This is a genomic window from Nonomuraea sp. NPDC003754, assembly GCF_053605785.1.
Genome location: NZ_JBSGJX010000014.1, coordinates 34221 through 57773, shown reverse-complemented (window position 1 = coordinate 57773; position 23553 = coordinate 34221). Strand labels below are relative to the sequence as shown.

The 23553-nt window shown below is 70.7% G+C and carries 17 protein-coding genes; 11 read left to right on the top strand and 6 right to left on the bottom strand.

The window, feature by feature from the left end; translation table 11 throughout:
* Nucleotides 1-178: 178 nt before the first annotated feature.
* Complete coding sequence (gene typA / locus ACWEVS_RS19135) at nucleotides 179-2032, bottom strand: translational GTPase TypA (protein ID WP_449929343.1); 1854 nt, start codon at nucleotides 2030-2032, stop codon at nucleotides 179-181.
* 128 nt (nucleotides 2033-2160) lie between these two features.
* On the opposite strand from typA, the gene ACWEVS_RS19130 reads away from it, so the two are divergent.
* The 4 genes from ACWEVS_RS19130 (at nucleotide 2161) to ACWEVS_RS19115 (ending at nucleotide 6718) form a co-directional block, all read left to right on the top strand.
* Nucleotides 2161-3006: a hypothetical protein gene (locus tag ACWEVS_RS19130; protein WP_452552603.1), complete on the top strand. Its 846-nt coding sequence runs from the start codon at nucleotides 2161-2163 to the stop codon at nucleotides 3004-3006.
* 203 nt (nucleotides 3007-3209) lie between these two features.
* A complete protein-coding gene (locus tag ACWEVS_RS19125; RefSeq protein WP_449929347.1) occupies nucleotides 3210-5618 on the top strand; it encodes a LuxR C-terminal-related transcriptional regulator in 2409 nt (802 codons plus the stop codon).
* Between the two features lie 56 nt (nucleotides 5619-5674).
* Nucleotides 5675-5947: an AMP-binding protein gene (locus ACWEVS_RS19120; RefSeq protein ID WP_449929349.1), complete on the top strand. Its 273-nt coding sequence runs from the start codon at nucleotides 5675-5677 to the stop codon at nucleotides 5945-5947.
* A gap of 9 nt (nucleotides 5948-5956) precedes the next feature.
* Complete coding sequence (locus tag ACWEVS_RS19115) at nucleotides 5957-6718, top strand: alpha/beta hydrolase (RefSeq protein WP_449929351.1); 762 nt, start codon at nucleotides 5957-5959, stop codon at nucleotides 6716-6718.
* A gap of 213 nt (nucleotides 6719-6931) precedes the next feature.
* On the opposite strand, the gene ACWEVS_RS19110 is transcribed toward ACWEVS_RS19115, so the two are convergent.
* Complete coding sequence (locus tag ACWEVS_RS19110) at nucleotides 6932-8365, bottom strand: aldehyde dehydrogenase (RefSeq protein WP_452552600.1); 1434 nt, start codon at nucleotides 8363-8365, stop codon at nucleotides 6932-6934.
* 116 nt (nucleotides 8366-8481) lie between these two features.
* A complete protein-coding gene (locus ACWEVS_RS19105; protein WP_452552598.1) occupies nucleotides 8482-11529 on the bottom strand; it encodes a M14 family zinc carboxypeptidase in 3048 nt (1015 codons plus the stop codon).
* A gap of 186 nt (nucleotides 11530-11715) precedes the next feature.
* Between ACWEVS_RS19105 and ACWEVS_RS19100 the strand changes: the two genes are divergently transcribed.
* Nucleotides 11716-12621 (top strand): coiled-coil domain-containing protein, encoded by a 906-nt coding sequence (locus ACWEVS_RS19100; protein WP_449929433.1) that lies wholly within the window; start codon nucleotides 11716-11718, stop codon nucleotides 12619-12621.
* A gap of 186 nt (nucleotides 12622-12807) precedes the next feature.
* Here ACWEVS_RS19100 and ACWEVS_RS19095 read toward each other — a convergent pair whose 3' ends face one another.
* Nucleotides 12808-14082 (bottom strand): GH1 family beta-glucosidase, encoded by a 1275-nt coding sequence (locus tag ACWEVS_RS19095; protein WP_449929357.1) that lies wholly within the window; start codon nucleotides 14080-14082, stop codon nucleotides 12808-12810.
* A gap of 72 nt (nucleotides 14083-14154) precedes the next feature.
* On the opposite strand from ACWEVS_RS19095, the gene ACWEVS_RS19090 reads away from it, so the two are divergent.
* From ACWEVS_RS19090 to ACWEVS_RS19080, 3 genes are all read left to right on the top strand, one after another.
* Nucleotides 14155-14814 (top strand): TetR family transcriptional regulator, encoded by a 660-nt coding sequence (locus ACWEVS_RS19090; RefSeq protein WP_449929359.1) that lies wholly within the window; start codon nucleotides 14155-14157, stop codon nucleotides 14812-14814.
* A gap of 94 nt (nucleotides 14815-14908) precedes the next feature.
* Complete coding sequence (locus tag ACWEVS_RS19085) at nucleotides 14909-15268, top strand: MerR family transcriptional regulator (RefSeq protein ID WP_354921949.1); 360 nt, start codon at nucleotides 14909-14911, stop codon at nucleotides 15266-15268.
* A gap of 272 nt (nucleotides 15269-15540) precedes the next feature.
* Nucleotides 15541-16974 carry a peptidoglycan D,D-transpeptidase FtsI family protein gene (locus ACWEVS_RS19080; protein ID WP_452552596.1) on the top strand — a complete coding sequence of 478 codons (1434 nt, stop codon included), beginning with the start codon at nucleotides 15541-15543 and terminating at the stop codon, nucleotides 16972-16974.
* 122 nt (nucleotides 16975-17096) lie between these two features.
* On the opposite strand, the gene ACWEVS_RS19075 is transcribed toward ACWEVS_RS19080, so the two are convergent.
* A complete protein-coding gene (locus ACWEVS_RS19075) occupies nucleotides 17097-18959 on the bottom strand; it encodes an ABC transporter ATP-binding protein (RefSeq protein WP_354921943.1) in 1863 nt (620 codons plus the stop codon).
* A 565-nt stretch (nucleotides 18960-19524) separates the two neighbouring features.
* On the opposite strand from ACWEVS_RS19075, the gene ACWEVS_RS19070 reads away from it, so the two are divergent.
* Genes ACWEVS_RS19070 through ACWEVS_RS19060 form a run of 3 tightly spaced genes read left to right on the top strand, consistent with a single transcriptional unit; the run spans nucleotide 19525 to nucleotide 22559 of the window.
* On the top strand, nucleotides 19525-20823 hold the full coding sequence (locus tag ACWEVS_RS19070) for an extracellular solute-binding protein (protein WP_449929364.1): 1299 nt from the start codon (nucleotides 19525-19527) through the stop codon (nucleotides 20821-20823).
* A gap of 33 nt (nucleotides 20824-20856) precedes the next feature.
* Entirely contained in the window at nucleotides 20857-21762 is a 906-nt protein-coding gene (locus ACWEVS_RS19065) for a carbohydrate ABC transporter permease (RefSeq protein ID WP_452412499.1), read from the top strand.
* Nucleotides 21762-22559: a carbohydrate ABC transporter permease gene (locus ACWEVS_RS19060; protein ID WP_354922019.1), complete on the top strand. Its 798-nt coding sequence runs from the start codon at nucleotides 21762-21764 to the stop codon at nucleotides 22557-22559. Before ACWEVS_RS19065 ends, ACWEVS_RS19060 begins: the two co-directional genes overlap by 1 nt.
* Here the strand turns inward: ACWEVS_RS19060 and ACWEVS_RS19055 are convergent.
* Nucleotides 22549-23520, bottom strand: coding sequence for a winged helix-turn-helix domain-containing protein (locus ACWEVS_RS19055; protein WP_354921938.1), 972 nt, complete (start codon nucleotides 23518-23520; stop codon nucleotides 22549-22551). The two genes, ACWEVS_RS19060 and ACWEVS_RS19055, sit on opposite strands and share 11 nt — an antisense overlap.
* Nucleotides 23521-23553 lie beyond the last annotated feature (33 nt).

Here is a 23553-nt window from a genome sequence, read left to right as displayed (position 1 = left end):
CGCAGGGCACCAGCCGGAGCACGATGACAAGAAAGTCGCGAAGGATGTCAGGTTCGCCGGAAAAGTCCGGGCAGCACGAAGGCCCCCGCGCTGTCCGGTGCTCGAGAGAGACCGGACGGCGCGGGGGCCCGAGAGGCTCCGATCCGACGGACCCCGCCCACGGGGGCGGGGCGCCGGGTCAGTTGGTGCGCTTGGCGCGGGCGGCGGCGCGCCCGCGGGTGGCGGCGTCGAGGACGACCTTGCGGATCCGTACGGTCTCCGGCGTGATCTCCACGCACTCGTCCTCGCGGATGAACTCCAGCGCCTGCTCCAGCGACAGCACCCGCGGCGGGATCAGCGTCTCGGTCACGTCGGCCGTGGACGAGCGCATGTTGGTGAGCTTCTTCTCCTTGGTGATGTTGACGTCCATGTCGTCGGACCTGGAGTTCTCGCCCACGATCATGCCCTCGTAGACCTCGGTGCCCGGCGAGACGAACAGCACGCCGCGCTCCTGCAGGTTCGTCATGGCGAACGCGGTCACCGGGCCGGAGCGGTCGGCGACCAGGGAGCCGTTGTTGCGGGTGCGCAGCTCGCCGAACCACGGCTCGTAGGCCTCGAAGACGTGGTGGACCAGGCCGGTGCCGCGAGTCTCGGTGAGGAACTCGGTGCGGAAGCCGATGAGGCCGCGGGCGGGGACCACGAACTCCATGCGGATCCAGCCGGTGCCGTGGTTGGTCATGTGCTCCATGCGGCCCTTGCGGACGGCGAGCAGCTGCGTCACCGCGCCGAGGTACTCCTCGGGGCAGTCGACCGTCAGGCGCTCGACCGGCTCGTGGATCTTGCCGTCGATGGTCTTGGTGACGACCTGCGGCTTGCCGACGGTCAGCTCGTAGCCCTCGCGGCGCATCTGCTCGACCAGGATGGCCAGGGCCAGCTCGCCACGGCCCTGCACCTCCCAGGCGTCGGGCCGGTCGGTGGGCAGCACGCGCAGCGACACGTTGCCGACCAGTTCCTTGTCGAGGCGGTCCTTCACCATGCGGGCGGTGACCTTCGAGCCCTTCACCTTGCCGACGAGGGGGCTGGTGTTGGTGCCGATCGTCATCGAGATCGCGGGCTCGTCGACGGTGATCAGCGGCAGCGGGCGGGGGTCGTCGGGGTCGGCCAGCGTCTCACCGATCATGATGTCGGGGATGCCGGCGATCGCGATGATGTCGCCGGGGCCCGCCTGCTCGGCCGGCTTGCGCTCCAGCGCCTCGGTCATGAGCAGCTCAGTGATCTTGACGCGCTGGACGGTGCCGTCGGTCCTGCACCAGGCGACCTGCTGACCCTTCTTCATCGTGCCCTGGTGGATGCGGCACAGCGCGATCCTGCCCAGGTAGGAGGAGGCGTCGAGGTTGGTGACATGGGCCTGCAGCGGCGCGCTCGGGTCGTAGGTCGGCGCCGGGATCGTGCGCTTGATGACGTCGAACAGCGGCTCGAGGTCCTCGGAAGCGGGCATGCCGCCGTCCTCGGGACGCTCCAGCGAGGCCCTGCCGGCCTTCGCGGAGGCGTAGACGATCGGGAAGTCGATCTGCTCCTCGGTCGCGTCGAGGTCCATGAACAGCTCATAGACCTCGTCGACGACCTCCTTGATGCGGGCGTCGGGGCGGTCGACCTTGTTGATGCACAGGATGACGGGCATCTTCGCGGCGAACGCCTTGCGCAGCACGAACCTCGTCTGCGGCAGCGGCCCCTCGGAGGCGTCGACCAGCAGCACCACGCCGTCGACCATCGACAGGCCGCGCTCGACCTCGCCGCCGAAGTCGGCGTGGCCGGGGGTGTCGATGATGTTGAGGGTCATGTCACCGTGCTTGACGGCGGTGTTCTTGGCGAGAATGGTGATGCCCTTCTCGCGCTCCAGGTCGTTGGAGTCCATGACACGGTCGTCGACGTCCTGGTTGGCGCGGAAGGCCCCGGACTGCCAGAGCATGGCATCCACGAGAGTGGTCTTGCCGTGGTCGACGTGCGCGATGATCGCGATGTTCCGCAGGTCGTCGCGGCTGTTCAAAGGCATGATGAGGTCTCACTCTGTGTTCGTGGAGGCTGACCGCGGGACGATGCGGCGCAACCAGTTTAGTTGATCCCGTTACACCCTTGGTGTGGTGGGAGCAACAGGGCAGACTTCACCTTGTGTCCCCTCACATGCGGCATGTCCGTAGGCTGCTGGACGAGCGGCGTTACCCGTGGGCGCACGCCTACGTCGACCGGTTGATCTCGGACTCGCCCCTCGACCCGGAGCCGTGGCTGCTGCGGGCACTGATCCTCGAGCGCCAGGGCCGCCCGAACGGGGAGGCGGTGCGGCGCGCCGAGGAACTGGGTGGCGACTACACAACGCTGAGGAACAGCCTCCCTGTTCCCCGGGGGGTCCGGCGTCCGTGGTGGGACGGCTGGGGCATGGAGATCGTGACGCTGCTCGTGCTGGGCATGCTGGTGGCGCCGCTGGTGTGGCTGGGCGAGCCGGTACGCGCCGCCGGGCCGGGCGACTGGAACCTGGCCGTGTACCTCGCGGTGATCCTGGTGGTCTACGGCGTGCCCTGGGCGGTCGGGGCCAGGCGGGAACGGCTGAACATCCCGGCGGAGGCGCGGGCGCGCAGGGACGCCTCCAGGGCCTTCCACGCCGGGCTGGACGACGAGGGGCTGCGCCACCACGTGGGCGGGCCCGCCAGGTACCTGTGCCTGGCGGGCGTGCTCGGCGCCCTGGCCCCCGGACTGCTCCCGCTGGACGACCCCGCGGCGGCCGTACGGCTCGGCGCGGCCGTCCTCGGCGTGGCGGTGCCGGCCACCGCCCTGTACGTGATGGGCGCCGGACCGCTGCGCAGGGCGGTGCGGGTGAGCTGGGTCGTGTCGGTCAACGCCGCGCTGGCCGTGGTCTGGCTGGCGGTGTCGCTCGCCGTGCCCGGCTGGGATCCGGGCGCCTACCTCCTGGTGTGGGGGCTACTGGGATGGCTGGCCCCGCTGCTCCCGAAGCTCATGACGCGCCTGGCCTGAGGAACGGCACGCAGGACCGCGACGCCGTGGATCACCACGTCCGTACCACGGGTCCGGCGGGAACGGATCGAATTCCGGAAGACGGAGCCGCATGTGCGCGAAGATGAGAGCGCGCCGCTGATTGACCTCCGAACCGCTTGTGTAGCTGGGTGATCGCATGCACACTCGCGGTGACGCCTGCCCTGAATACTCCGGTTGAAGGCATGACATCGCATAACCTCCCGGTCGAACCGAATCGTTTCGTCGGCCGCACGCGTGACATGGACGAGCTGTGCGGACTGCTGCGCGATCAGCGCCTGGTCACGCTCTGCGGCGTGGGCGGCATCGGGAAGACGCGCCTCGCGCTGCGCGTGGCCGCCAGGGTGGTGCCCGACTTCCCCGACGGCGTGTGGCTGGTCGAGCTGGCCAGGATCACCAGCGCCGACCTGGTGGCGCACGAGATCGCCACCGTGCTCGGCGTGCGGGAGGAACGGTCGCGGCCCGCGCTCGACGGCCTGCGCGTACGGCTGCGCGGCGCCCGGGCCCTGCTCGTGCTCGACAACTGCGAGCAGGTCGTCGAGCGGTGCGCCGAACTGGTGTCGGAGCTGCTGGCGCGCTGTCCCGACCTGCGGATCCTCCTGACGACCAGGGAGGCGCTGCGCGTTCCCGGCGAGCTGGTCTGGCGGGTGCCCCCGCTCGACCTGCCGGACGCCCGCCATCCCGACGCCGAGGCCGTGCTGCTGTTCACCGACCGGGCGATGGCGGTGGGCACCAGGCTGGCCGGTGTCGACTTCGACGACGTGGCCAGGTTGTGCGTGGCGCTCGACGGGCTGCCCCTGGCCCTGGAACTGGCCGCCGCCCGCACCCGGGTGCTCAGTCCCGCGCAGATCGCCGACCGGATCGGCGACCGCTTCCGGCTGCTGACCAGCGGTGACCGTACGGCTCCCGCCAGGCAGCGGACGCTGCTGGCCGCCGTGGAGTGGAGCCACGACCTGCTCACCCCGAAGGAGCGGGTGCTGCTGCGGCGGCTGGCGGTCTTCGCCGGGCTCTTCGATCTCGACCTGGTCGAGCAGGTGTGCGCCGACGAGCGGGAACTGCCCGCGGAGGAGATGCTCGACCTGCTGGCCGGCCTGGCCGACAAGTCGCTGCTGCTGGCCGACGGGGGGCGCTACCGCCTGCTGGAGACGATCAAACAGTTCGCCGCCGAGCGCCTGCGCGACAGCGGCGAGGTCGCCTGGTTCCGTGACCGCCACCTGCGGGTGATCTGCGAGGTGCAGGAACGGTGCTTCGAGTCGGGCCTGGCGGCGCCGCGGGCGCCGTGGCCGGAGCGCCTGCCGTTCTTCGTCAGGGGCAGGAGCCTGCTCGACGACTGCAGGGCCGCCGTGGGCTGGGCGGTCGAGTCGGGCAACGCCCTGCTGGGGCTGCGCCTGGCGTACGTGGCCTCGGCGCTGCTGGCCGTCCACGGGCAGATCGCCGAGGGCGTCGACTGGTTCGAGCGGTTGCTGCGCCTCGACCTGACGGGCGTGCCGCCCGAGGTGATCGCGCTCAGCAAGGGCGCGCTCGCCTACGGGCTCGAGGCGAGGGACGACCTGGCCGGCTGCGAGCGGGTGGTCGCGGAGGCGCTCAAGGAGCAGGAGACGGTCCCGCACAGCCTCGGAAAGGGCGTCACGCTCAACGTGGCGGGGGTGCTGTTGCTGCGCACCGGCCAGTTCGACCGGGCGGAGCGGCACTTCGAGGAGGTCGTGGCCACCACGAGAGCGCACGACGACACCTTCAACAGGGTCATCGCGCACTCGTGCCTCGCCGTCCTCGCGGGCGTCAGGGGCCAGCTGCGCCTGGCGCAACGGCACGCGGGCGAGGCGCTGTCGGTCGCCAGGGAGAACGGCCACCCGTGGCACGTCGCGATGGCGACCAGCCAGCTCGCCGCGGTGGCCGAGTGGCGCGGCGACACCGAGGCGGCGGTGAGCCACTACCGCGAGGCCGCCGCGATCTTCGGCGACCTCGACAACAGGGTGGAGATGGAGCGCTGCCTGGTCATGGTCGCCAAGGCCGCGGTGGGCCGCAGGGACCACGCCATGGCCAGGGAACTGCTGGCCGAGTGCCTGGAACTGGCGCGGCGGACCGGTCAGCGGCTCGGCGTCGCGCGCGTGCTGCGGGTGCTGTCACGGCTGGCCGACGTCGAGGGCGACCTGGGGTCGGCCGTGCTGTGCTCGGGGGCGGCGACCGCGCTCGCCGAGGAGATGGGCGAGCCGACCGGCTCGGGCCGGATCGAGGACCTGCTCGCCCGCGCCCGCGACAAGCTCGGCGAGGGCCGTACGGCGCTGCAGTGGTCGAGGGGCAGGCAGCTCGACCCGGTCGAGGTCGCGCGCCTGGTGCTGGAGGGCGGGGGAGCGGCGGGGAGCCTGCCGGCCCCGGCCGTGGCCGAGGTGCCGCACCCGGTGCTCACCGCCCGCGAGCAGGAGATCGCCGGCCTGCTCACCCGCGGGCTGTCCAACAAGGGCATCGCCGACGAGCTGGTCATCAGCCCCGCCACCGTCGCCCGGCACATCGCCAACATCATGGAGAAGCTCGGCTTCACCTCGCGCGCGCAGATCGCGCTCTGGGCCGTGGAGCACGGCCTGGGTTCTGCATAGCGGTCTGCATATTACGCCCCATGTGCGGGCGAAGCGTGCTCCCTAGCCTGAGTCGCATGAGCACAGAAGACCTGCTCCGGCGCCGCGGGCTGCGCCCCGGCGACCGGGTGGTCGTCTGCCTGCCCCGGGGAGCGGATCTCAACGCGGCGGTGGACGGCGCGATCGCCGTGGGGGCCATCGTCACCGTGCTGCCCGCCGGCTTCGAGGTGGGCGAGCACATCCGGCAGAGCGCCGCGCGCATCATGATCTCCGACTCGGACGACGCCGTCAAGGCCGCCGAGGACTCCCGCATCAGGCAGGTCATCGGGAGCGCCGAGCTCCGTCAGTAGGCTCGCTCCATGCCTTTCGCCACCAGCTTCCCGGTCATGCTCAGGACCGCCGACGGCGTCCGGATCGACGCCGCCCACACCCCCACCCGTGGCCGCGGCGACCTCGGCATCGTGGTGGCGCACGGCTTCACCGGGTCGTGGCGCGACCGCACCGCCCGCAGGATCGTCCACGTGCTGAGCGGGTTCGGCGGCGTGCTGGCCTTCGACTTCCGCGGCCATGGCCGCTCGGGCGGCGAGAGCACCGTGGGTGACAGGGAGGTGCTCGACCTGGAGGCGGCCGTCCGGCACGCGCGGGTCGCCGGCTACTCCTCGGTGGCGGTGGCCGGCTTCTCGATGGGGGCGGCGGTGGCCGTCCGGCACGCGGCGCTGCACCGCGGCGTGGACGCGGTGGCCGCGGTGAGCGGGCCCGCCCGCTGGTACTACCGCGACACCAGGCCGATGCGCCAGGTGCACTGGGCGATCGAGCGGCCGTTCGGCAGGCTGGCGGCGCGGGTGGTCAAGCGCACCAGGATCGCCCGCGGCCAGTGGGACCCGATCCCGATGCCGCCGTACGAGGCCGCCGCGCTGATCTCGCCGACGCCTCTGCTCGTCGTGCACGGCGACGCCGACACCTTCTTCCCGCTGGAGCACGCCCACCAGATCTTCGACGGCGCCCGCGAGCCGAAGGAGCTGTGGATCGAGCCCGGCTTCGGGCACGCCGAGTCGGCCGCGACACCCGAACTCATCCGTCGCGTCGGCAAGTGGATCACCACGAACACCGCGCGGGACTAGATCGAACCTTTTCCGGATGAAGAGCGTCTACCTATGACGTAAGGAAGGAACCCGCCGGGGGACTGCCATCGGCCGCATCGGCCATCACGGCGGTAGACGCGGGACATACTTCTGTAGCCGGGTGAACGCCCAGCGTCGCGGGGGCGCGCTGGGTGCCGCCCCGCACCCTGCCCCGGTACGGCACGCCGTACCGGGGCACTTCGTCGCCGGGACTCAGCCGAGCCGGGCGATGGTCTTGTACTCCAGGTAGGCGGACAGCCCCTCGGGGCCGAGCTCGCGGCCGACCCCGCTGGCCTTGTAGCCGCCGAAGGGCACGTTGGACTCCAGCATGAAGCAGTTGACGCCGTAGGTGCCGGTGCGGACCTGGCGCGCGATGTCCATGCCGTGCTCGGTGTCGGCCGTCCACACCGTGCCGGCCAGGCCGTAGTCGCTGTCGTTGGCGATGCGGACGGCGTCGGCCTCGTCCTCGTAGGGGATCACGGCCAGGACCGGGCCGAAGATCTCCTCGCGGGCGATGCGCATGTCGTTGCTGACGCCGGAGAAGACGGTGGGCGCGACGTACCAGCCCGTGTCGAAGGGCCGGTCGAGGCCTCCCACGACGATTTTCGCGCCCTCGTCCATACCGAGCTTGACGTAGCCCTCGACGCGTTCCTGCTGCCGCTTGGCGACCAGCGGGCCGATGCCGGTGGCCGGATCGGCGGGGTCACCGACGACCTGCGAGGTGACCATGCCCGCCACGGCCTCGACGACCTCGTCGTAGCGGCGGCGGGAGGCGAGGATGCGGGTCTGGGCCACGCAGGCCTGGCCGTTGTTCATGAGCGAGGCGATGGCGAGCATGCCCATGCTCGCGCCGAGGTCGGCGTCGTCGAGCACGATCGCCGCCGACTTGCCGCCGAGCTCCAGGCTGCACCGCTTGAGCTGTTCGCCGCAGATCGCGGCGATGCGGCGGCCCGCGGCGGTCGAGCCGGTGAAGGCCACCTTGTCGACGCCGGGGTGGGAGACCAGGTGCTCGCCCGTCTCGCGGCCGGCGGGGACGATGTTGAGCACGCCGCCGGGGATGCCGGCCTCCTGCGCCATCTCGGCCAGCAGGTAGGCGTCGAGCGGGGTCTCGGGGGCGGGCTTGAGCACGATCGTGCACCCCGCGAGCAGCGCGGGGGCGATCTTCGTCATGGAGACGAACTGCGGGACGTTCCACGGCACGACGGCGGCGACCACGCCGACGGGCTCCCTGCGCACCGTCGTGGGGCCGAACAGGCCGGGGCGCTCCTCCTCCTGCTGGAAGGTCTTGCCGTACTCGGCGTAGTACTGGAGCATCCCGAGCGGCTGGGGGGCCTGGGCCAGCTGCGAGAAGGTGATCGGCGAGCCCATCTCCTCGGTGATGAGGGCGGCCATCTCGCCCTGCCGCGCGGCGTAGATGTCGGCGAGCCTGCCGATCGCCGCGGCCCGCTCGCCGAAGCTGAGCCTGGGCCAAGGGCCGTGGTCGAAGGCCTCGCGGGCGGCGGCCACAGCGCGGTCCATGTCGGCGGGCGTCCCGTCGGGGACCCGGCCGACGACCTGCTCGGTGTGGGGGTTGACGACCTCGATGATGCCGGTGCCCGCCGGAGCCACCCATTCGCCCCCGATGAACAGCGTGTCGTGCTGGCGCATGTCGTGACCCTTCTCATGTGACCGAGTGCTTGCTTCCTTTGGGAGACCGAATCATGTTCTGTGAAGGCACGCAAGAGGGGTACGGCCCACAGAGCCGTACCCCTCAGCGCCGTGCGCTAGCGGGAGTCGCCCAGCAGGTGCGCCAGCGACCGCTTCACCAGATCGGTGCGCTGTGCCTGCGTGGTGACGCCTTCGACGCCGTACCCGAGCAGGACGGTGTCCTTGGTGACGATGCCGCCGCCCTCGTCGAAGACCTTGTCCGTGCGGGCCCAGGTGTTGAGCAGCGGGCCCGAGCCGGGCGGCGGTCCACCCGCCGTCCAGCCGCCGAGGTCGGACTCGAAGGAGGTCTGCTCGGTCACCGCGCCGTCGAGCGTGACCTTCGCGTCGTCGAGGAAGACGCCCGCCTGGTGGGTGGACCAGTCGGTGATGGACGACAGCGAGATCTCGACCTGCTTGCCCGCGTAGGGCGTCAGGTCGACCTTCCACTCCTGCCAGCCTGCCGAGTTGCCGCTGGCCGCGTGCCACGCGCCGCTGCTGCCGGTCGGCTCGCAGTTCGGCCCCTGGTAACGGGTGGTGAAGGGGTGGATGGTCCGCCAGTGCTGGCCGCTGGGCGTGTTGCAGCTCGACCCGGTGGACTGGGTGGTGTGCCCGTTGGCGTCCGGCAGCGTCGTCCAGTCGTCCTGGCCGACGGTGTGCGCCTCGACGGTGAAGAAGTCCCAGTCCGCCTCGGTGTCGCGCGAGGCCCAGAACGTCAGCTCACCGCTGCTCTTCCCGGTCAGGTCGATCGTCCTGGTCAGGCGCTTCCAGGAGGCGTCGGCGATGCCGCTCTGCACGTCCCACGACCCCGTGTGCGGGTCGAACGGCCCGCCCGGCCGGTCCCAGGAGATGCCCGCCCTGCTCTCGAACTGCGGGAAGGTCTCGACCGGCAGGATCGCCGAGGTGGCCACCCACGAGTTGTTGTGGTCCTGGTTGCCTGCCGAGTCGCCGCCGTTCAGCGTGCCGGTGAAGCCGTCGAAGGCGCCCACCCTGCCCTTGAGCGCGTACGGCTCGTGCGTCTGCGGGTTGGTGCCGCCGTTGTCGAACCAGATGTAGGCCCCCAGCCAGTACTGCTGGAAGTCGTTGTTGATCTCGAAGCACGGCGGCGTGGCCGCGACCACGCACTCGCCGAGCGAGGGGTCGGGCTGGAAGAAGAAGCCCTGGTTGGCGTTGCGCGCGTAGTGGGCGTACTTGCCTGCCGACAGCAGCTTGCCACCCTCGTTGAGGTAGTCGCGCACCGCGATCTCGGTCTCGACGCTGTGCCTGGCGATGGTGCCGGGCACCTGTCCGGCCGAGCGCGGGTTGATGTCGTCACCGGTCTCCCACACCACGGCCTGGTAGTGGCTGAGCACGCCCAGCGGGTGCGGCGCCTTGCGGCCGTTCTTGTCGATGTCGTAGACGTCGGAGGTGTAGCCGGCCTCGGAGATCGCCTTGGCGTAGTCGTCGACGTACTTCGACTCCGTCACACCCTGCGCGGGGCTGATGCCCGTGACGTCCTCGGCCGCCAGGATGAGCACCTTGCCGCCGATGTCGTCGGCCACCTTGTAGGTGAAGTCGGCGCTCTTCTTGGCCAGCGACCGGAACCAGACCTTGACGCTGTCGCCGGGCTTGGTGCCGGTGATCTTGCCGCGGAGCTGGTGGTAGTAGACGTTGTAGCCCTTGCCGTACCGCTCGCCGCCCTTCCACTCGGTGGTGAGCGCGGTCCTGGTGCGGCCGCCGTTGACCTGGTACTGCACGACCACGGGGCCGAGCTTGCGCTTGGCGTTGACCTGCACGACCTGGTCGGTGCCGTGGCTGACCTCGAAGTCGTCGACCACGAAGTCGGGCGTGGTGTTGCCCAGGTGGCTGACCGGTTCGACCGGGTTGGCCGCCGATCTGGCGATGTCGAGGGCGAAGGGCAGGTTCTTGTCGAACTCCGCCTGGACCAGCGCCTCGTCGTCGGGGAAGACGAAGCCGCAGCCGTCACAGCCCTCGTTCAGCTCCGGCGTCCAGGACAGCGTGCCGTACTGGGCGTGCGCGCGGTCGTTGGTGTCGCCGTTGGTGATGTACAGCTCTCCCGCGGCGAGGCCCGGGTTGAAGCCGGGGACGGCGGGGTTGGCGTCGGTGCCGGTCAGGGCCTCGTAGACCGGGTTGTCGGCGGTCTGCGTGTACATCTGCCAGCCCATCGGGTACAGCAGCAGCGGACCGAAGGAGTGGTAGTTGAGCTGCAGCTTGAACTTGATCCGGCGCAGCAGCCCGTCCATCGCCCTGGTCTCGGGCTCGCTGGCAGGGCCGGTTCCCCGGTAGGTCTCGCTGCTCGGGACGCTGGAGGCGCCTTCCTCGTCATAGTGGAAGTTCGTGGGGAAGTTGCGGTTGGGGTCGACGCCGTCGCCCGCGGTGATCTGCCCGTCTCCGTTGTTGTCCCGCAGGTTCTTGCGCCACAGGCGGTTGCCTTCGGTGAAGGTGTAGTCGTAGCCGTCGGGGTTGGCGACGGGCACGAACCACAGCTCGGTCGAGCCCAGCAGGTCGGCCAGCGCCTTCTTGTTGGCCACCACGTGCTTCAGCAGCCGCATGTCGACCTCTGTCGCGATCCACTCGCGGGCGTGCTGGGTCGCCGAGTAGAGGGCGGCGGGCCTGGCGCCGTCCGGCAGGATCCTGGCGTGCTTGGTCACCTTGACCGCCAGGATGTCCTGCCCCTTGATCGTCTTGCCGATCGACTGCAGTTTGACGATGTCCTTGTTGGCGTCGGCGATGGCCTTGAGCTGGTCGGCGATGCCGCCCTGCTCGGAGTAGCTGCGCCAGACCGTGTAGCCGCCCGCGGCCTGCGCCTTGGCGGCCTCGAGCTGTGTCTGGCCCTGCGGGTTGCGGACAGGCTGCGGCTTGTGCCCGAGCTTGGTGATCCTGACCAGGTCGGCCTGGTCGGCGGTGAACTCGATGTGCTCCTTGCCGGCGACGGCCTGCTTCTGCACGACGTCGACGCCGTCCTCGGCGAGCGCCTGACCGGTGCCCGGCGGGCCGTCCACCTGGTAGAGCTCGATCCGGTCGGACGGGGGTAAGGCGGGGTCCTCAGCCGCGACGGCCTGCCCCGCCACCAGGGAGGTGGCCAGACAGGCGGTCACGGCTGTGACGAGGGTGAAAGTACGAGACAAGTTCTGCCCCTTTGCAGAAGACGGAATGCTCGAAATGTCACCCGGCGTCGGGGGCTCGGCAAGACCCAAGTGTTGGCCTGTTGTCGGACAAAGTGCTAGATACTTCGCCAAAGGCGCACGAGTTCCATGGTTCGGGTGGCAGCAATCAAGATCATCTTCTATAGTCGCTGCGTCTATGAGGGGAGGATGGGCGTGAGATCAGGGCGTCTTGCCGCGCTCGCCGTCATCCTCGTCGCGCTGGTCGCCGTCCCCCTGCCGCACGCGGCGACCGCCGACCCCGACAACAGGACCAAGCTGCGCCAGCTCACCAAGCAGGCGGCCGACCTCAACAAGGTCTACCGCGGCACCCTCGAGAGCCTCGAGGACACCAGGCTGGCCGCGAAGAAGGCCACCGACCGGGCGGGCAACCTCAAGGCCGCGCTCGCCGCCGCCGAGGTCGAGGTCAGCCAGATCGCGCAGACCACCTACATCCAGGGGCCGTTCGACGGCACCAGCCTGTTCTCCATCCCCGGCGAGCCGTACCAGGTGCTGGGGCAGGCGGCGAACATGACCTATCTGTCGGCCGAACGCACCTCCAAGCTCGGCCGCATCAAGGAGATGGTCGCCAACGCCAACAAGGCGAAGAAGGAGGCCGCCGCGAAGATCGACGACCTCGAGCGCGACGTCAAGAAGATGCAGAGCAAGCGACGCGACATCGAGAAGCTGCTGGCCAAGTACGGCATCCAGCAGCCCGGCAACGCCAACGGCCTCACCTCGCGCATGATCTCGGTCCGCGAGGAGGTGATGCGCAACTTCCCGATGTTCTACGGCGTCGGCTGCCTGCGCGTCGGCGACCCCGGCGAGCACGGCAAGGGCCGGGCGTGCGACTTCATGATGAGCCCCGGCGGCACCATGGCCACCGGCGCCAACCTGGTCAGGGGCGACGAGCTGGCCCAGTGGCTGATCTCCAACGGGTCGCGGCTCGGAGTCATGTACATCATCTGGAAGCAGCGCTACTACGACGTGCGCACCGGCGGCGGCTGGGACATGATGTCCGACCGCGGCGGCGTGACCGCCAACCACTGGGACCACGTGCACGTGTCGGTGTTCTGAGCCGCGCCTGATCCGTTCGAGCCGCCCGCCGCGGCCCACCCGGCGGGACCGGGCGGGCCGGGCGGCAGGTGGACCGCGCCCGCTCGGTACCGGGCACCCGTCGGGCCGGGCGGGAAGCGGGCCGTACCGGGTGGGACCAGCCGGTTCGGGCCGGGCGGGAAGCGGGCCGTACCCGGCGGGTGTCGGCTACGGGTGCGCGGTGCCGGAGAGCCGGTCCTTCAGCCAGTGGTAGGAGGCGCGGGGCGTGCGCCTGCCGGTGGCGAAGTCGACGTGGACCAGGCCGAAGCGCTGGTGGTAGCCCTCGGCCCACTCGAAGTTGTCCAGCAGCGACCACACGAAGTAGCCCCGCACGTCGACCCCCTCGTCCTGGGCGGCGCGGAGGGCGGCGAGGTGGCCGTCGAGGAAGGCGATCCTGGCCTGGTCGTCCTGCTCGGGATAGGAGCAGCCGTTCTCGGTGATGTAGATCGGCGGCAGCGCCGTGCCGTACCGGTCGCGCAGGCCCACCAGCAGTTCGCGCAGCCCGTCGGGGACCACCGGCCAGCCGAAGGCGGTGGTGGGGTAGCCGGTGATGCCGAGGTCGGTCCACGGCAGCGTGTCGTCGGTGGGGGCGCCGATCCGTGTGGGGTTGTAGTAGTTGATGCCGAGCCCGTCGAGCGGGGTGGAGATGATCTCCAGGTCGCCGTCGCGGACGCAGTCGAGGGTGACGCCGTAGGCCGACAGGTCGGGGTAGCGCCCCAGCAGCACGGGATCGTTGAACAGGCGGTTGTGCAGGGCGTCGTACGCGTCGCCCGCCGCCGCGTCCTGCGCCCACACGGGGGTGCAGTTGTTGGTCACCAGCACCTGCCGGGCGCCCGCCGCCCGCAGCGCCCCTACGGCCAGCCCGTGACCGAGCAGCTGGTGGTGCGCCACCGGCAACGCGTCGAGCATCAGCGCCCGGCCGGGCGCGTGCACCCCCATCGCGTAGCCGAACACCATGTGCACGAACGGCTCGTTGAGCGTGATCCACATCGGTACGCGGTCGGCGAGCCGCTCGGCCACGACCGCGGCGTAGTCGGCGAAGCGGTACGCGGTGTCCCTGTCGAGCCACCCGCCCCTGTCCTCCAGCGCCTGGGGGAGGTCCCAGTGGAACAGCGTGGGCACGGGGGTGATGCCGCGCTCGCCCAGGCCGTCCACGAGCCGGTCGTAGAAGTCGAGCCCCTTCGGGTTGACGGCGCCGGAGCCGTCGGGCTGGATCCTCGGCCACGCGATCGAGAACCGGTAGGCGTTGACGCCCAGGTCGCTCATCAGGTCGAGGTCCTCGGGCCAGCGATGGTAGTGGTCGCAGGCCACGTCGCCGGTGTGCCCGTCACGGGTCCTGCCGGGCTCGTGGGAGAAGGTGTCCCAGATGGAGGTGCCGCGGCCGTCCTCGTGGACGGCGCCCTCGATCTGGTAGGCGGCGGTGGCCGTACCCCAGAGGAACATAACCGGTCATATTAGGCGATCAAGGAGCCGGAGTCGCGCGGCACGGCCGCCGGAATGGGCAAGGATGGGAGCATGACGACTACTCTGCGCCGCCGTCCCTCCCAACGCCGCAGCGCCGAGCGGGTCGAGCGGATGCTCGACGAGTGCGCCTCGCTCCTGGACGAAGTGGGTTACGACGGGTTGACCACCAAGGAGGTCGCCCGCAGGGCCGAGGTGCCCATCGGCACCTTCTACCAGTTCTTCCCCGACAAGCAGGGTCTGGTCAGGGCGCTGGCCATGCGGAACCTCGACAGGTTCCTCACCCGCGTCACCGACCGCATCGCGACGGCCGATCTCGCCCACTGGTCGGAGCTGTCCGACCTGGCGATCGACGAGTTCGTGGCGATGAAGCGCAGCACAGCGGGTTTCGCGGTGGTCGACTTCGGCGAGGTGCTGCCCACACCCGGCGGTCCGGCCCTGCCGGGCACCAGCCACATGCTCGACGCGGCGACCGAGAACAGCGCCGTCGTGGCCGAGCGGCTGCGCGCCCTCGTCGTCGGCCTGTACGACAAGCCGGAGGGCGAACGGCTCGACCTGGCGCTGCGTGTCGCCGTCGAGGCCGCCGACGCCGTACTGAAGCTGGCCTTCAGCAGGAGCCCCGACGGCGACCCCGAGCTCATCGCCGAGTGCAAGCAGCTGGTCCGCCGCTACCTCGCCGGCCACCTCAGCACGGCGCGTCCAGCCGCGCCGTGAGCGTGTCGTCCAGCTTGGGCGCGGCGCCGACCTGGAGGGCGCTCCGTGTCAAGCGGTTGACCTGGAGTGCACTCCAGGTGGAAGGATCGGCCGTGTGACCGTCTACACGCCCGCTGAGGTGGTCGAGGAGACCGGCTTCAGCCTCGACACCCTTCGCTACTACGAGAAGATCGGTCTGCTGGCCCCCGTCGACCGTAACGCCGCGGGGCAGCGCAGGTTCTCCGAGGACGACCTCGGCTGGCTCGGCACGATCCGGTGCCTGCGCGACACGGGCATGCCGATCGCCCAGATGCTGCGCTTCGCCGAGCTGGTGCGCGCGGGCGACCACACCATTCCCGACAGGATCGCGCTCCTGGAGGAGCACGACATCAGGGTGCGCGGCCAGATCGACAACCTGATCGAGCGCCAGCGCTACATCCAGCACAAGATTTCCTACTACCGCAGCGTGCTCTAGCCCCCGCTTGGGATTGCGGTTGCTAAACCGGGAGGTGTGACTCCTCCGCTCCCTGAAGGGAGCGGCTTCTCGCCAAGCCGCTTCCGCAGCCTCCCGAAGGGCGAGCCCCGCCCGCACGACGCCGATCGCCGTTCTCACGTCAGGGCGCGCCTCGTGACCGCCGCCTCGGAACGCGGCCCGGGCGACGGGGTTCACCTCTCCACGGTGCCCGGTCAGCGGAAGCGGGCAGTCCCCTCCGCGCGCGTCTGATGGCCGGGCCCCGGGCGAGACGGATGAACATCCCGCTGCGTCGCGCGGCGATGGTGTGCGCGGCGATGATGTTCGCGCTCCTCGCCAACGTCACCCTCATCCAGGGGTTCAGGACGGCGAGCCTCAACGCCGACCCGCGCAACCACCGCACGGTGATCTCCAAGTTCGCGCATCCGCGCGGCAAGATCCTCGCCCGTGACGGCACGGTCATGGCCGTCAGCCGCAGGACGAAGGACCCCAGCTACGCCTACCGGCGCTTCTACCCCGGCGGCGACCTGTACGCGACCGTCACCGGCCACGCCTCCCTCTACACCACCACGGGTCTGGAGCGGGCCGAGGACGACGCCCTGACCGGCAGCGCCCCGAAGGCGCGGGTGCGGGCCCTGGTGACGGACGGCATCAGCGAGGGCGCCGACGTGCGGACCACCATCGAGCCGCGCGCGCAGCGGGCCGCCTACGAAGGACTGGCCGCGACGGGACGGCGTGGCGCCGCGGTGGCGGTCAACCCCACGACGGGGGCGATCCTGGCGATGGTCTCCTACCCCTCCTACGACCCCAACCTCTACAGCACCTTCGACCCGGCCAAGCTGAGGGAGGCCGACGCGCTGCTGCACGCCGACCCGGGCCGGCCGCTGCTCAACAGGGTGCTCAACCAGAACTATCCGCCCGGCTCCACCTTCAAGGTCGTCACCAGCGCCGCCGCGCTGAACTCGGGGACCTACGAGGCGGACTCGCCCGTCGACGCGCCCAGCAGCCTGCTGCTGCCCGGCACCTCGACGTACCTGCGCAACGCCGGGGGAGCGGCGTGCGGCGACGGGCGCCCCCCGCTGGCCTACGCCTTCCAGATCTCCTGCAACACCGCCTTCGCCGCCATGGGCCTCGACATAGGACAGGACGCGCTGCGCCAGCAGGCCGAGGCGTTCGGGTTCAACGACGACACGCTGACCGTCCCGATGCCGGTCTCCATGAGCGTCTACCCCAGCGGTCTCGACCAGGCCCAGACCGCGCTGTCGGCCATCGGCCAGTTCGACGACAAGGCCACCCCCCTCCAGATCGCCATGCTGTCGGCCGCCGTGGCGAACGGCGGCGCGCTGATGCGGCCCTATCTCGTGGACGAGGTGCGCCTGCCCGACGGCTCGGTCATCGACACGGCCGAGCCGTCGCAGTGGCGCTCGGCGATGAGCCCGCGCGAGGCCGCGCAGCTCGCCGCGATGATGGTCAACGTCACCGAGGAGGGCGGCACCGGTACGGCGGCGGCGCTGCCCGGCGTGGTGGTCGCGGCCAAGACGGGCACGGCGGAGAACGCGCCGGGAGCGCGGGACCACGCGCTGCTGACGGCCTTCGCCCCGGCCGACAGCCCGCGGGTGGCGGTGGGCGTGGTGGTCGAGCGGTCCGGCTCCGGCGGCGACGTGGCCGCCCCGATCGCCCGCCGCATCATGCAGGCCCTCCTGGCCTGACCACCCGCACCGCACACCCGCCCGGCACGACGCCCCCGGCGATACCTGGCCCCGGCGACCCCGGCACGCACGCCCCTGCGGTACTCCGCCCCGGCCCCGACCCGCACGGGCGGCCCGGTCGGTCAGCGGTAGGCCTGCGCCTGGAGGTTGTAGAGGTCGGCGTAGAGGCCGTCCTCGGCCATCAGCTGCTCGTGCGTGCCCTCCTCCACCACCTTGCCGTGGTCGAGCACGTAGATCCGGTCGGCGTAGCGCACGCTCGCCAGCCGGTGCGTGATCAGCAGCACGGTGCGCCCGTCGGAGTGCCGGCGGATGCGCTCGAACAGCGCGTGCTCGGCCCTGGCGTCGAGCGCGGCGGTGGGCTCGTCGCAGATCAGCAGCGGCGCGTCGCGGTGGAAGCCGCGCGCCACCGCGATGCGCTGCCACTGCCCTCCCGACAGCTCCTGGCCGTCCTTGAACCGCCGGTCGAGCAGCGTGCTGTAGCCGTGGGGCAGCTCGGCCACGACCTCGTCGGCGCCGGCCACCTCCGCCGCGGCGACCAGCGCGGGCTCGCCCTTGTCGGTGCCCATCGTGATGTTGTAGCGGGCCGTCAGCGGCCACCTGGTGTGGTCCTGCGCGATGACGGCGGTGGCCAGGCGCAGCTCCTCGGGCGGCACCTCCCGCACGTCGAGCCCGTCCCAGCTGACGGTGCCCCCGTCCGGCTCGTAGAGGCCCGACAGGATCTTGGCGAGCGTGGTCTTGCCCGAGCCGTTCTCGCCGACGAACGCGATGACCTCGCCCTTGCCGACCCTGATGGACACCCCGCGCAGCGCCGGGCTGTCGGAGCCCGGATAGGTGAAGGTGATGTCCTCGGCCCTGATCTCGTCGAACGATCTGGGCGCGGGCGTGGGCCTCGGGTCGGCGATCCGCCGCTCGGCGTCGGCGCAGAAGTCGAGGAAGTCGGTGAAGTACAGGCCCTCCTCGTAGAGGCGGTTGGTGGCGTACATGAGGTTGCTCAGCGACATCTGGCCCTGCCTGATCGCCAGGACGGCGGTGCCGGCCACGGCCAGCGGCAGCGCCCCGACGGCCAGCAGCACGCCCAGCGCGACGTAGACCAGGCCGGTGCCGAGGCCGCCCAGCGCCTCGCCGACCAGCCTGGCCATCGTCTGCCGCCGGGCCAGCCGCAGCAGCACCTCCTGCTCGGCCCTGGCCACCGCGTCGTACATCCGCAGCAGGAAGCCGCGCATGGTGAAGGAGCGGACCTCGGCGGCGGGGGAGCGGTCGGCGAGCAGCTCGGCGATGATCCACTTGCGCCTGCGGGCGGGGATCAGCGAGTACATGTACGAGTAGCGCATCCTGGCCGAACGCACCGCCGCCCACGCGTCCGGCAGCACGGCCAGGACCAGGAGCGGCAGCAGAACCGGGTGCAGGATGCCCAGCACGCCGGCCGCGGCGGCGATGCCGATGGCGGCGGTCATCACGTCGATCGCCGTCATCACCACCACGTCGGCCATGGCGACGCCGCGCACCCTGGCACGTTCCATCGCGTCGTGGAAGTCGGGATCGTCGTAGGCCACCAGCGGCACCCGGCTGGTCAGGCCGTACAGCCGCTCCTCGGTGAGCCGGGAGACCTGCGGGTCGAGCCGGGACTGCGCCCAGCCCGCGGCCGCCTGCGTCAGCGTGCGCAGCGCGGCGGCGCCCGCCACCACCGCGAGGCTCGGCAGCGCCGCCCACACCCGCTCGGGCGTGGGCCCCTCGCTGAACAGTGCTTCGAGGACGCCGGTGGTGGCCAGCAGCCCGAAGGCGGTGAAGATGCCGCCCGCGAGGTTGAAGCCGACGGTGGCCGCGGTGTCACGGGGGCTGGCCCGCCATGCCATCCGCATCGCCTGCCCCACGAGGGCGGGCAGCCGCCTGGCGATGGTCAGGAACCCGACCTCGGCCATCTTGTCGGTGTGGGCGTGCCAGTCGGAGAAGGAGATCTCGCCTAGTTCGAGGGGCTCGTCCGCCATACCTGGAGTGTGAACGGTGGCACCGACAATTTCCTACGGCTTTCCCGCCAGACCGTTCTGGTGCGCCGCGGGTGCCCGGGGGCGTACACAGGGGGCCGGTGCCTGACCATGCCGGAGCACATTCTCTACACATTGTTGACCCACACCGGATACATGCCCGAATGGCCATCTCGGCGCATGTGCCGGCGGCGCGCGCGGCCTAGCGTTGCCCTGTGATCGACCGGCGGCACACGCCTCGGCCCGGTGCTCCCGGGTGTACCCACACGCGGGAGAGCCGCCGGTCGATCCGTCGGGACGTCGCGTTCGCGTGAGGGTCCGGCCTCCTCGGAGGGGTGGAGGTCGTGGTCCGGCGGGCGCGGCAGCGGGCTCGAGTCGCGCAGGGCTCGAGCCCGCACAGCCTCCCTGAGCGCCCGGCGTTCCGCATGGACCGGGCGCGGCCCGAGAGAGCGCTCCCCGACTATGCCGAGCTGTTACCCGCACATGCCTTGACGTCGCGGAGTGCGAAGTGGGTTGATTGCCCTACTGACAACGTTGTCACCCGACCGTGGCAAAGGAGCGGTGTGCGATGAGACGACGGTGGTTAGCGACGATCACCATGGCGGCCGTGCTCGGGCTGACGGCCTGCGGGGGCGGAGGCGGCCCCGCGGCTCCGTCGGGCCAGGCCTCCGGCGCGGGCGGCGACGCGAAGAAGCAGGTGGAGGTCTTCTCCTGGTGGACCGGCCCCGGCGAGGCCGACGGCCTGAAAGCCATGAAGGAGATCTTCGAGAAGCAGAACGCCGGCTTCTCCTTCTTCGACGCCGCGGTCGCGGGTGGCTCGGGCGACAAGGCCAAGGCGCTGCTGCAGTCCAAACTCCAGGCGGACACCCCGCCTGACACCTTCCAGGGGCACGCGGGCGCCGAACTGCAGGGCTACATCAAGGCGGGCGACCTGGAGGACCTGACCTTCCTCTACGACGAGCTGAAGCTCAAGGACGTCTTCCCCGCACAGCTGGTCGAGCAGATCAGCTACCAGGGCAAGATCTACTCGGTGCCCGTCAACATCCACCGCTCGAACATCCTCTGGTTCAATCCGAGCGTCCTCAAGGAGGCCGGGGTCGCGGGCGCGCCCAAGACGATCGAGGAGTTCGTCGCCGCGCTGGAGAAGGTCAAGGCCAAGGGCAAGATCCCGCTGTCGATCGGCTCGGAGTGGACCGTCACCCACCTGATGGAGAGCGTGCTGCTCGGCTCCCTCGGCACCGACGGCTACAACGCGCTGTTCAAGCCGGGCGCCGACTGGGGCTCCCCCGAGGTCACCAAGGCGCTGGAGAACTTCAAGACGATCCTGTCGTACGCGGGTGACCCGCAGGACGACTGGCAGCCGGCCGCCGCGCAGGTGGCGGAGGGCAAGGCCGCCTTCAACATCATGGGCGACTGGGCCTACGGCTACTTCCACAACCCGCCGGACGGCGGTCTCGGCAAGAAGTCGAAGACCGACTTCGACTGGGCGCCCGCGCCCGGCACCGGGGGCACCTACCTGTGGCTGTCGGACAGCTTCACCCTCCCCAAGGGCGCCAAGAACAGGGACGGCGCGATCGCCTGGCTCAAGGTGGCGGCGAGCAAGGAGGGCCAGGACGCCTTCAACCCGAAGAAGGGCTCCATCCCGGCCCGCAAGGACGCCGACGCCTCCCTCTACACCGACTACCTCGGTGACGCGCTGAAGGACTGGTCGGCCGACAAGCTGGCCGGATCCATCCAGCACGGCGTGGCCGTCAACCAGCCGTGGCTCGCCGCCGTCAACGAGGCGGTCGGCCTGTTCATCGGCAGCAAGGACGTGGCCGCGCTGCAGAAGGGCCTCGTCGACGCCGCCGCCGCCAACGCCCAGTGAGGCCCTGGTGATGAGGCCTCGTGAGGCATCGTGATGGCTAGAAAAGGCGGGCCCGCCCTGCGGCGGGCCCGCGCCTGGTTGCCGGGCCTGCTGCTGGTGGCCCCCTCGATCATCCTGATCGGCGTGTTCGTGTACGGCATGCTCGGCTGGAACTTCAGTCTGGCCATGACCGACAAGCACGACGAGGTGTCGGAGGGCTCGTTCGTCGGCCTGCGCAACTTCATCGACATCTGGGACCTGCCCCGCTGGCACCTGTCGGTCAGCCACGCGATCCTGTTCACCGTCGTGTTCGTCGGCGGGGCGCTGCTGCTCGGCTGGTTCCTCGCCTTCCTGATGGAGAAGGGGATCAGGGGCGAGGGCACGTTCAGGGCGATCTACCTGTTCCCCATGGCGATCTCGTTCGTGGCGACCGGCATCGTCTGGCGGTGGCTGATGAACTCGGCCGAGGGCGAGCGGGCGGTCGGGCTGAACCGGTTATTCGACGTGCTCGGGCTGCCCCAGTGGGCCTGGTTCAGGGACCAGGACTGGGGCATGGCCGCCATGGCCGTCCCGGCGATCTGGCAGATGGCCGGGTACGTCATGGCGCTCTTCCTGGCCGGGTTCCGCGGGATCCCCGAGGAGCTGCGTGAGGCCGCCCGGGTGGACGGGTGCACCGAGTGGGGCGTCTACCGGCACATCGTGCTGCCGCTGCTGCGGCCCGTGACGCTGTCGGCGCTGATCATCCTCGGGCACATCTCGCTGAAGACCTTCGACCTGGTCATGGCCGTGTCGGGCAAGCAGATCATCACCGACGTGCCCGCCGTCTTCATGTGGGTGGCGGTCTTCGACTCCCACGACCCGGCCAAGGGCGCGACCATCGCCTCCTACATCGTGCTCAGCGTGGCGATCTTCGTGATCCCTTACCTGATCTGGTCGGTCCGCAAGGAGAGGCGCTCGTGATCGTCCGCCGTGGGTTGCTGATCGCCTTCGCGGTCGTCTTCCTGATCCCCATTTACGTGCTGCTGGTCACCAGCTTCAAGCCGCTCACCGAGGCCAATCCCGCGCAGGCGTGGAACCTGCCGCAGGTGTGGACGTTCGAGGCCTGGCGGGTGGCGTGGGAGAAGCTGGCGCCGGGCATCTGGAACAGCGTCCTGCTGGCGGTGCCGGGATCGCTGCTGTCGTGCGCGCTGGGTTCCATGAACGGCTACGTGCTGTCGAAATGGCGCTTCCCCGGCGCGGACGTGCTGTTCACGCTGTTCCTGTTCGGGATGTTCATCCCCTACCAGGGGGTCATGATCCCGCTGGTGCAGCTCATGGTGAACCTCGACATCTACGGCGGGATCCCCGGCCTGGTGCTCGCGCACGTCGTCTACGGCATCCCGATCTGCACGCTGATCTTCCGCAACTACTACGTGACGATCCCCGACGAGCTGGTCGAGGCGTCCCGGGTGGACGGCGCCGGCATGCTGCGGACCTACTGGTCGGTGGTGCTGCCCGTGTCGGGACCCGCCGTCGCCGTGGTGATCATCTGGCAGTTCACCTCGCTGTGGAACGACTTCCTGTTCGCCGTCTTCCTCACCGGGCCGACGAGCTGGCCGACCACCGTGATGCTGAACAACATCGCCGGGGCGCAGGCCACGCCGTACAGCCAGCAGATGGCCGCGGCGCTGCTCGCCTCGATCCCGACGATGCTGATCTACCTGCTGCTCGGGCGGTTCTTCATGAGGGGGTTGATGGCGGGCGCGCTCAAGGGGTGAGCTCGCCGGAGACCAGCGCGTCGCCCAAGGGGGTGCGCGCGTAGACCACGCCGCGGCCCGCGCGGGCGCCGGTGACGAGGCCGGCCCCGCGCAGGGCCCCGACGTGCTCGCCGACCGTGCCGAGGGCCAGGCCCATGACGGCGGCCAGGTGCGTCGTGGTGGCGGGCGTGGCCAGCTCGGCCAGGACGCGGGCGCGCGTGCGGCCCATCAGGCGCGTCAGCCTCTCCAGGCGCGGGCCCGCGCCGGCCTGGGTCGCGCCCACGCCGCGCGCGGGATAGACCAGCGCGTACGGCCAGGCGTCGTCGAGGTAGGCGCCGACCCGCGAGCCGAACACCGAGGGCAGGAACAGCAGCCCCCTGCCGTTGAGGTCGCGTTTGACGAAGTCGCTGGTCAGGTCGCAGTCGAGCCCGCCGTCGCGCCAGCGGATCTGCGCGCTGAGGTCGTCGAGCGCGGCCGCCCACCCGAAGGTCGCCAGCCTGCCGGCCCGCCACACCACGTCGCGCTCCATCACGGCCTGGAAGCGCGGCCACTCGGGCAGGATGATCTCCCGCCACACCGCTTCGAGGGCGTCGGCGACCAGCCGTACGACGTCGGGGCCGGTGAGGGCCGCCCGCAGCGCGCGCGGGACTGGGATCCGCGCGATCTCCTCGTGGGCGCGCGCGAGCGGGGTGGCCCTGAGCGCGGCCAGCTCCGTGTCGAACGGCACGCTCACGCCGGTCGGCGGGGGCGCGATGAAGTCCACGTTCGCCGGCCCGAGGTTGCCGGAGATCGCCTGGACCAGCGGCAGCCCCGGCTGCCCCAGCCGCCGGTACGGCTCCCGCCACCGCGCGGCCCACGCCTGCAGCGCCCCGGCGCTCTCCCTGCCTTCGAGCACCCAGGTGGCGTGGAGGGTTTCCACGAGCGGCGAGATGGCGAAGCGGCTGGCGGCGATGTCCTGCGGGCTGACCTCGATCCTGATCACCTTTCGGATATTCCCGAATAAATCGTCATTTGT

What these genes read in the sequence shown, in the direction of transcription:
- ACWEVS_RS19120 (WP_449929349.1), top strand. Translation starts at nt 5,675, where the DNA reads ATGAGCACAGAAGACCTGCTCCGGCGCCGCGGGCTGCGCCCCGGCGAC.
- ACWEVS_RS19075 (WP_354921943.1), bottom strand. Translation starts at nt 18,959, where the DNA reads ATGGCGGACGAGCCCCTCGAACTAGGCGAGATCTCCTTCTCCGACTGG.
- ACWEVS_RS19100 (WP_449929433.1), top strand. Translation starts at nt 11,716, where the DNA reads ATGGGCGTGAGATCAGGGCGTCTTGCCGCGCTCGCCGTCATCCTCGTC.
- ACWEVS_RS19095 (WP_449929357.1), bottom strand. Translation starts at nt 14,082, where the DNA reads ATGTTCCTCTGGGGTACGGCCACCGCCGCCTACCAGATCGAGGGCGCC.
- typA (WP_449929343.1), bottom strand. Translation starts at nt 2,032, where the DNA reads ATGCCTTTGAACAGCCGCGACGACCTGCGGAACATCGCGATCATCGCG.
- ACWEVS_RS19070 (WP_449929364.1), top strand. Translation starts at nt 19,525, where the DNA reads ATGAGACGACGGTGGTTAGCGACGATCACCATGGCGGCCGTGCTCGGG.
- ACWEVS_RS19115 (WP_449929351.1), top strand. Translation starts at nt 5,957, where the DNA reads ATGCCTTTCGCCACCAGCTTCCCGGTCATGCTCAGGACCGCCGACGGC.
- ACWEVS_RS19090 (WP_449929359.1), top strand. Translation starts at nt 14,155, where the DNA reads ATGACGACTACTCTGCGCCGCCGTCCCTCCCAACGCCGCAGCGCCGAG.
- ACWEVS_RS19130 (WP_452552603.1), top strand. Translation starts at nt 2,161, where the DNA reads ATGCGGCATGTCCGTAGGCTGCTGGACGAGCGGCGTTACCCGTGGGCG.
- ACWEVS_RS19125 (WP_449929347.1), top strand. Translation starts at nt 3,210, where the DNA reads ATGACATCGCATAACCTCCCGGTCGAACCGAATCGTTTCGTCGGCCGC.
- ACWEVS_RS19110 (WP_452552600.1), bottom strand. Translation starts at nt 8,365, where the DNA reads ATGCGCCAGCACGACACGCTGTTCATCGGGGGCGAATGGGTGGCTCCG.
- ACWEVS_RS19065 (WP_452412499.1), top strand. Translation starts at nt 20,857, where the DNA reads ATGGCTAGAAAAGGCGGGCCCGCCCTGCGGCGGGCCCGCGCCTGGTTG.
- ACWEVS_RS19080 (WP_452552596.1), top strand. Translation starts at nt 15,541, where the DNA reads ATGAACATCCCGCTGCGTCGCGCGGCGATGGTGTGCGCGGCGATGATG.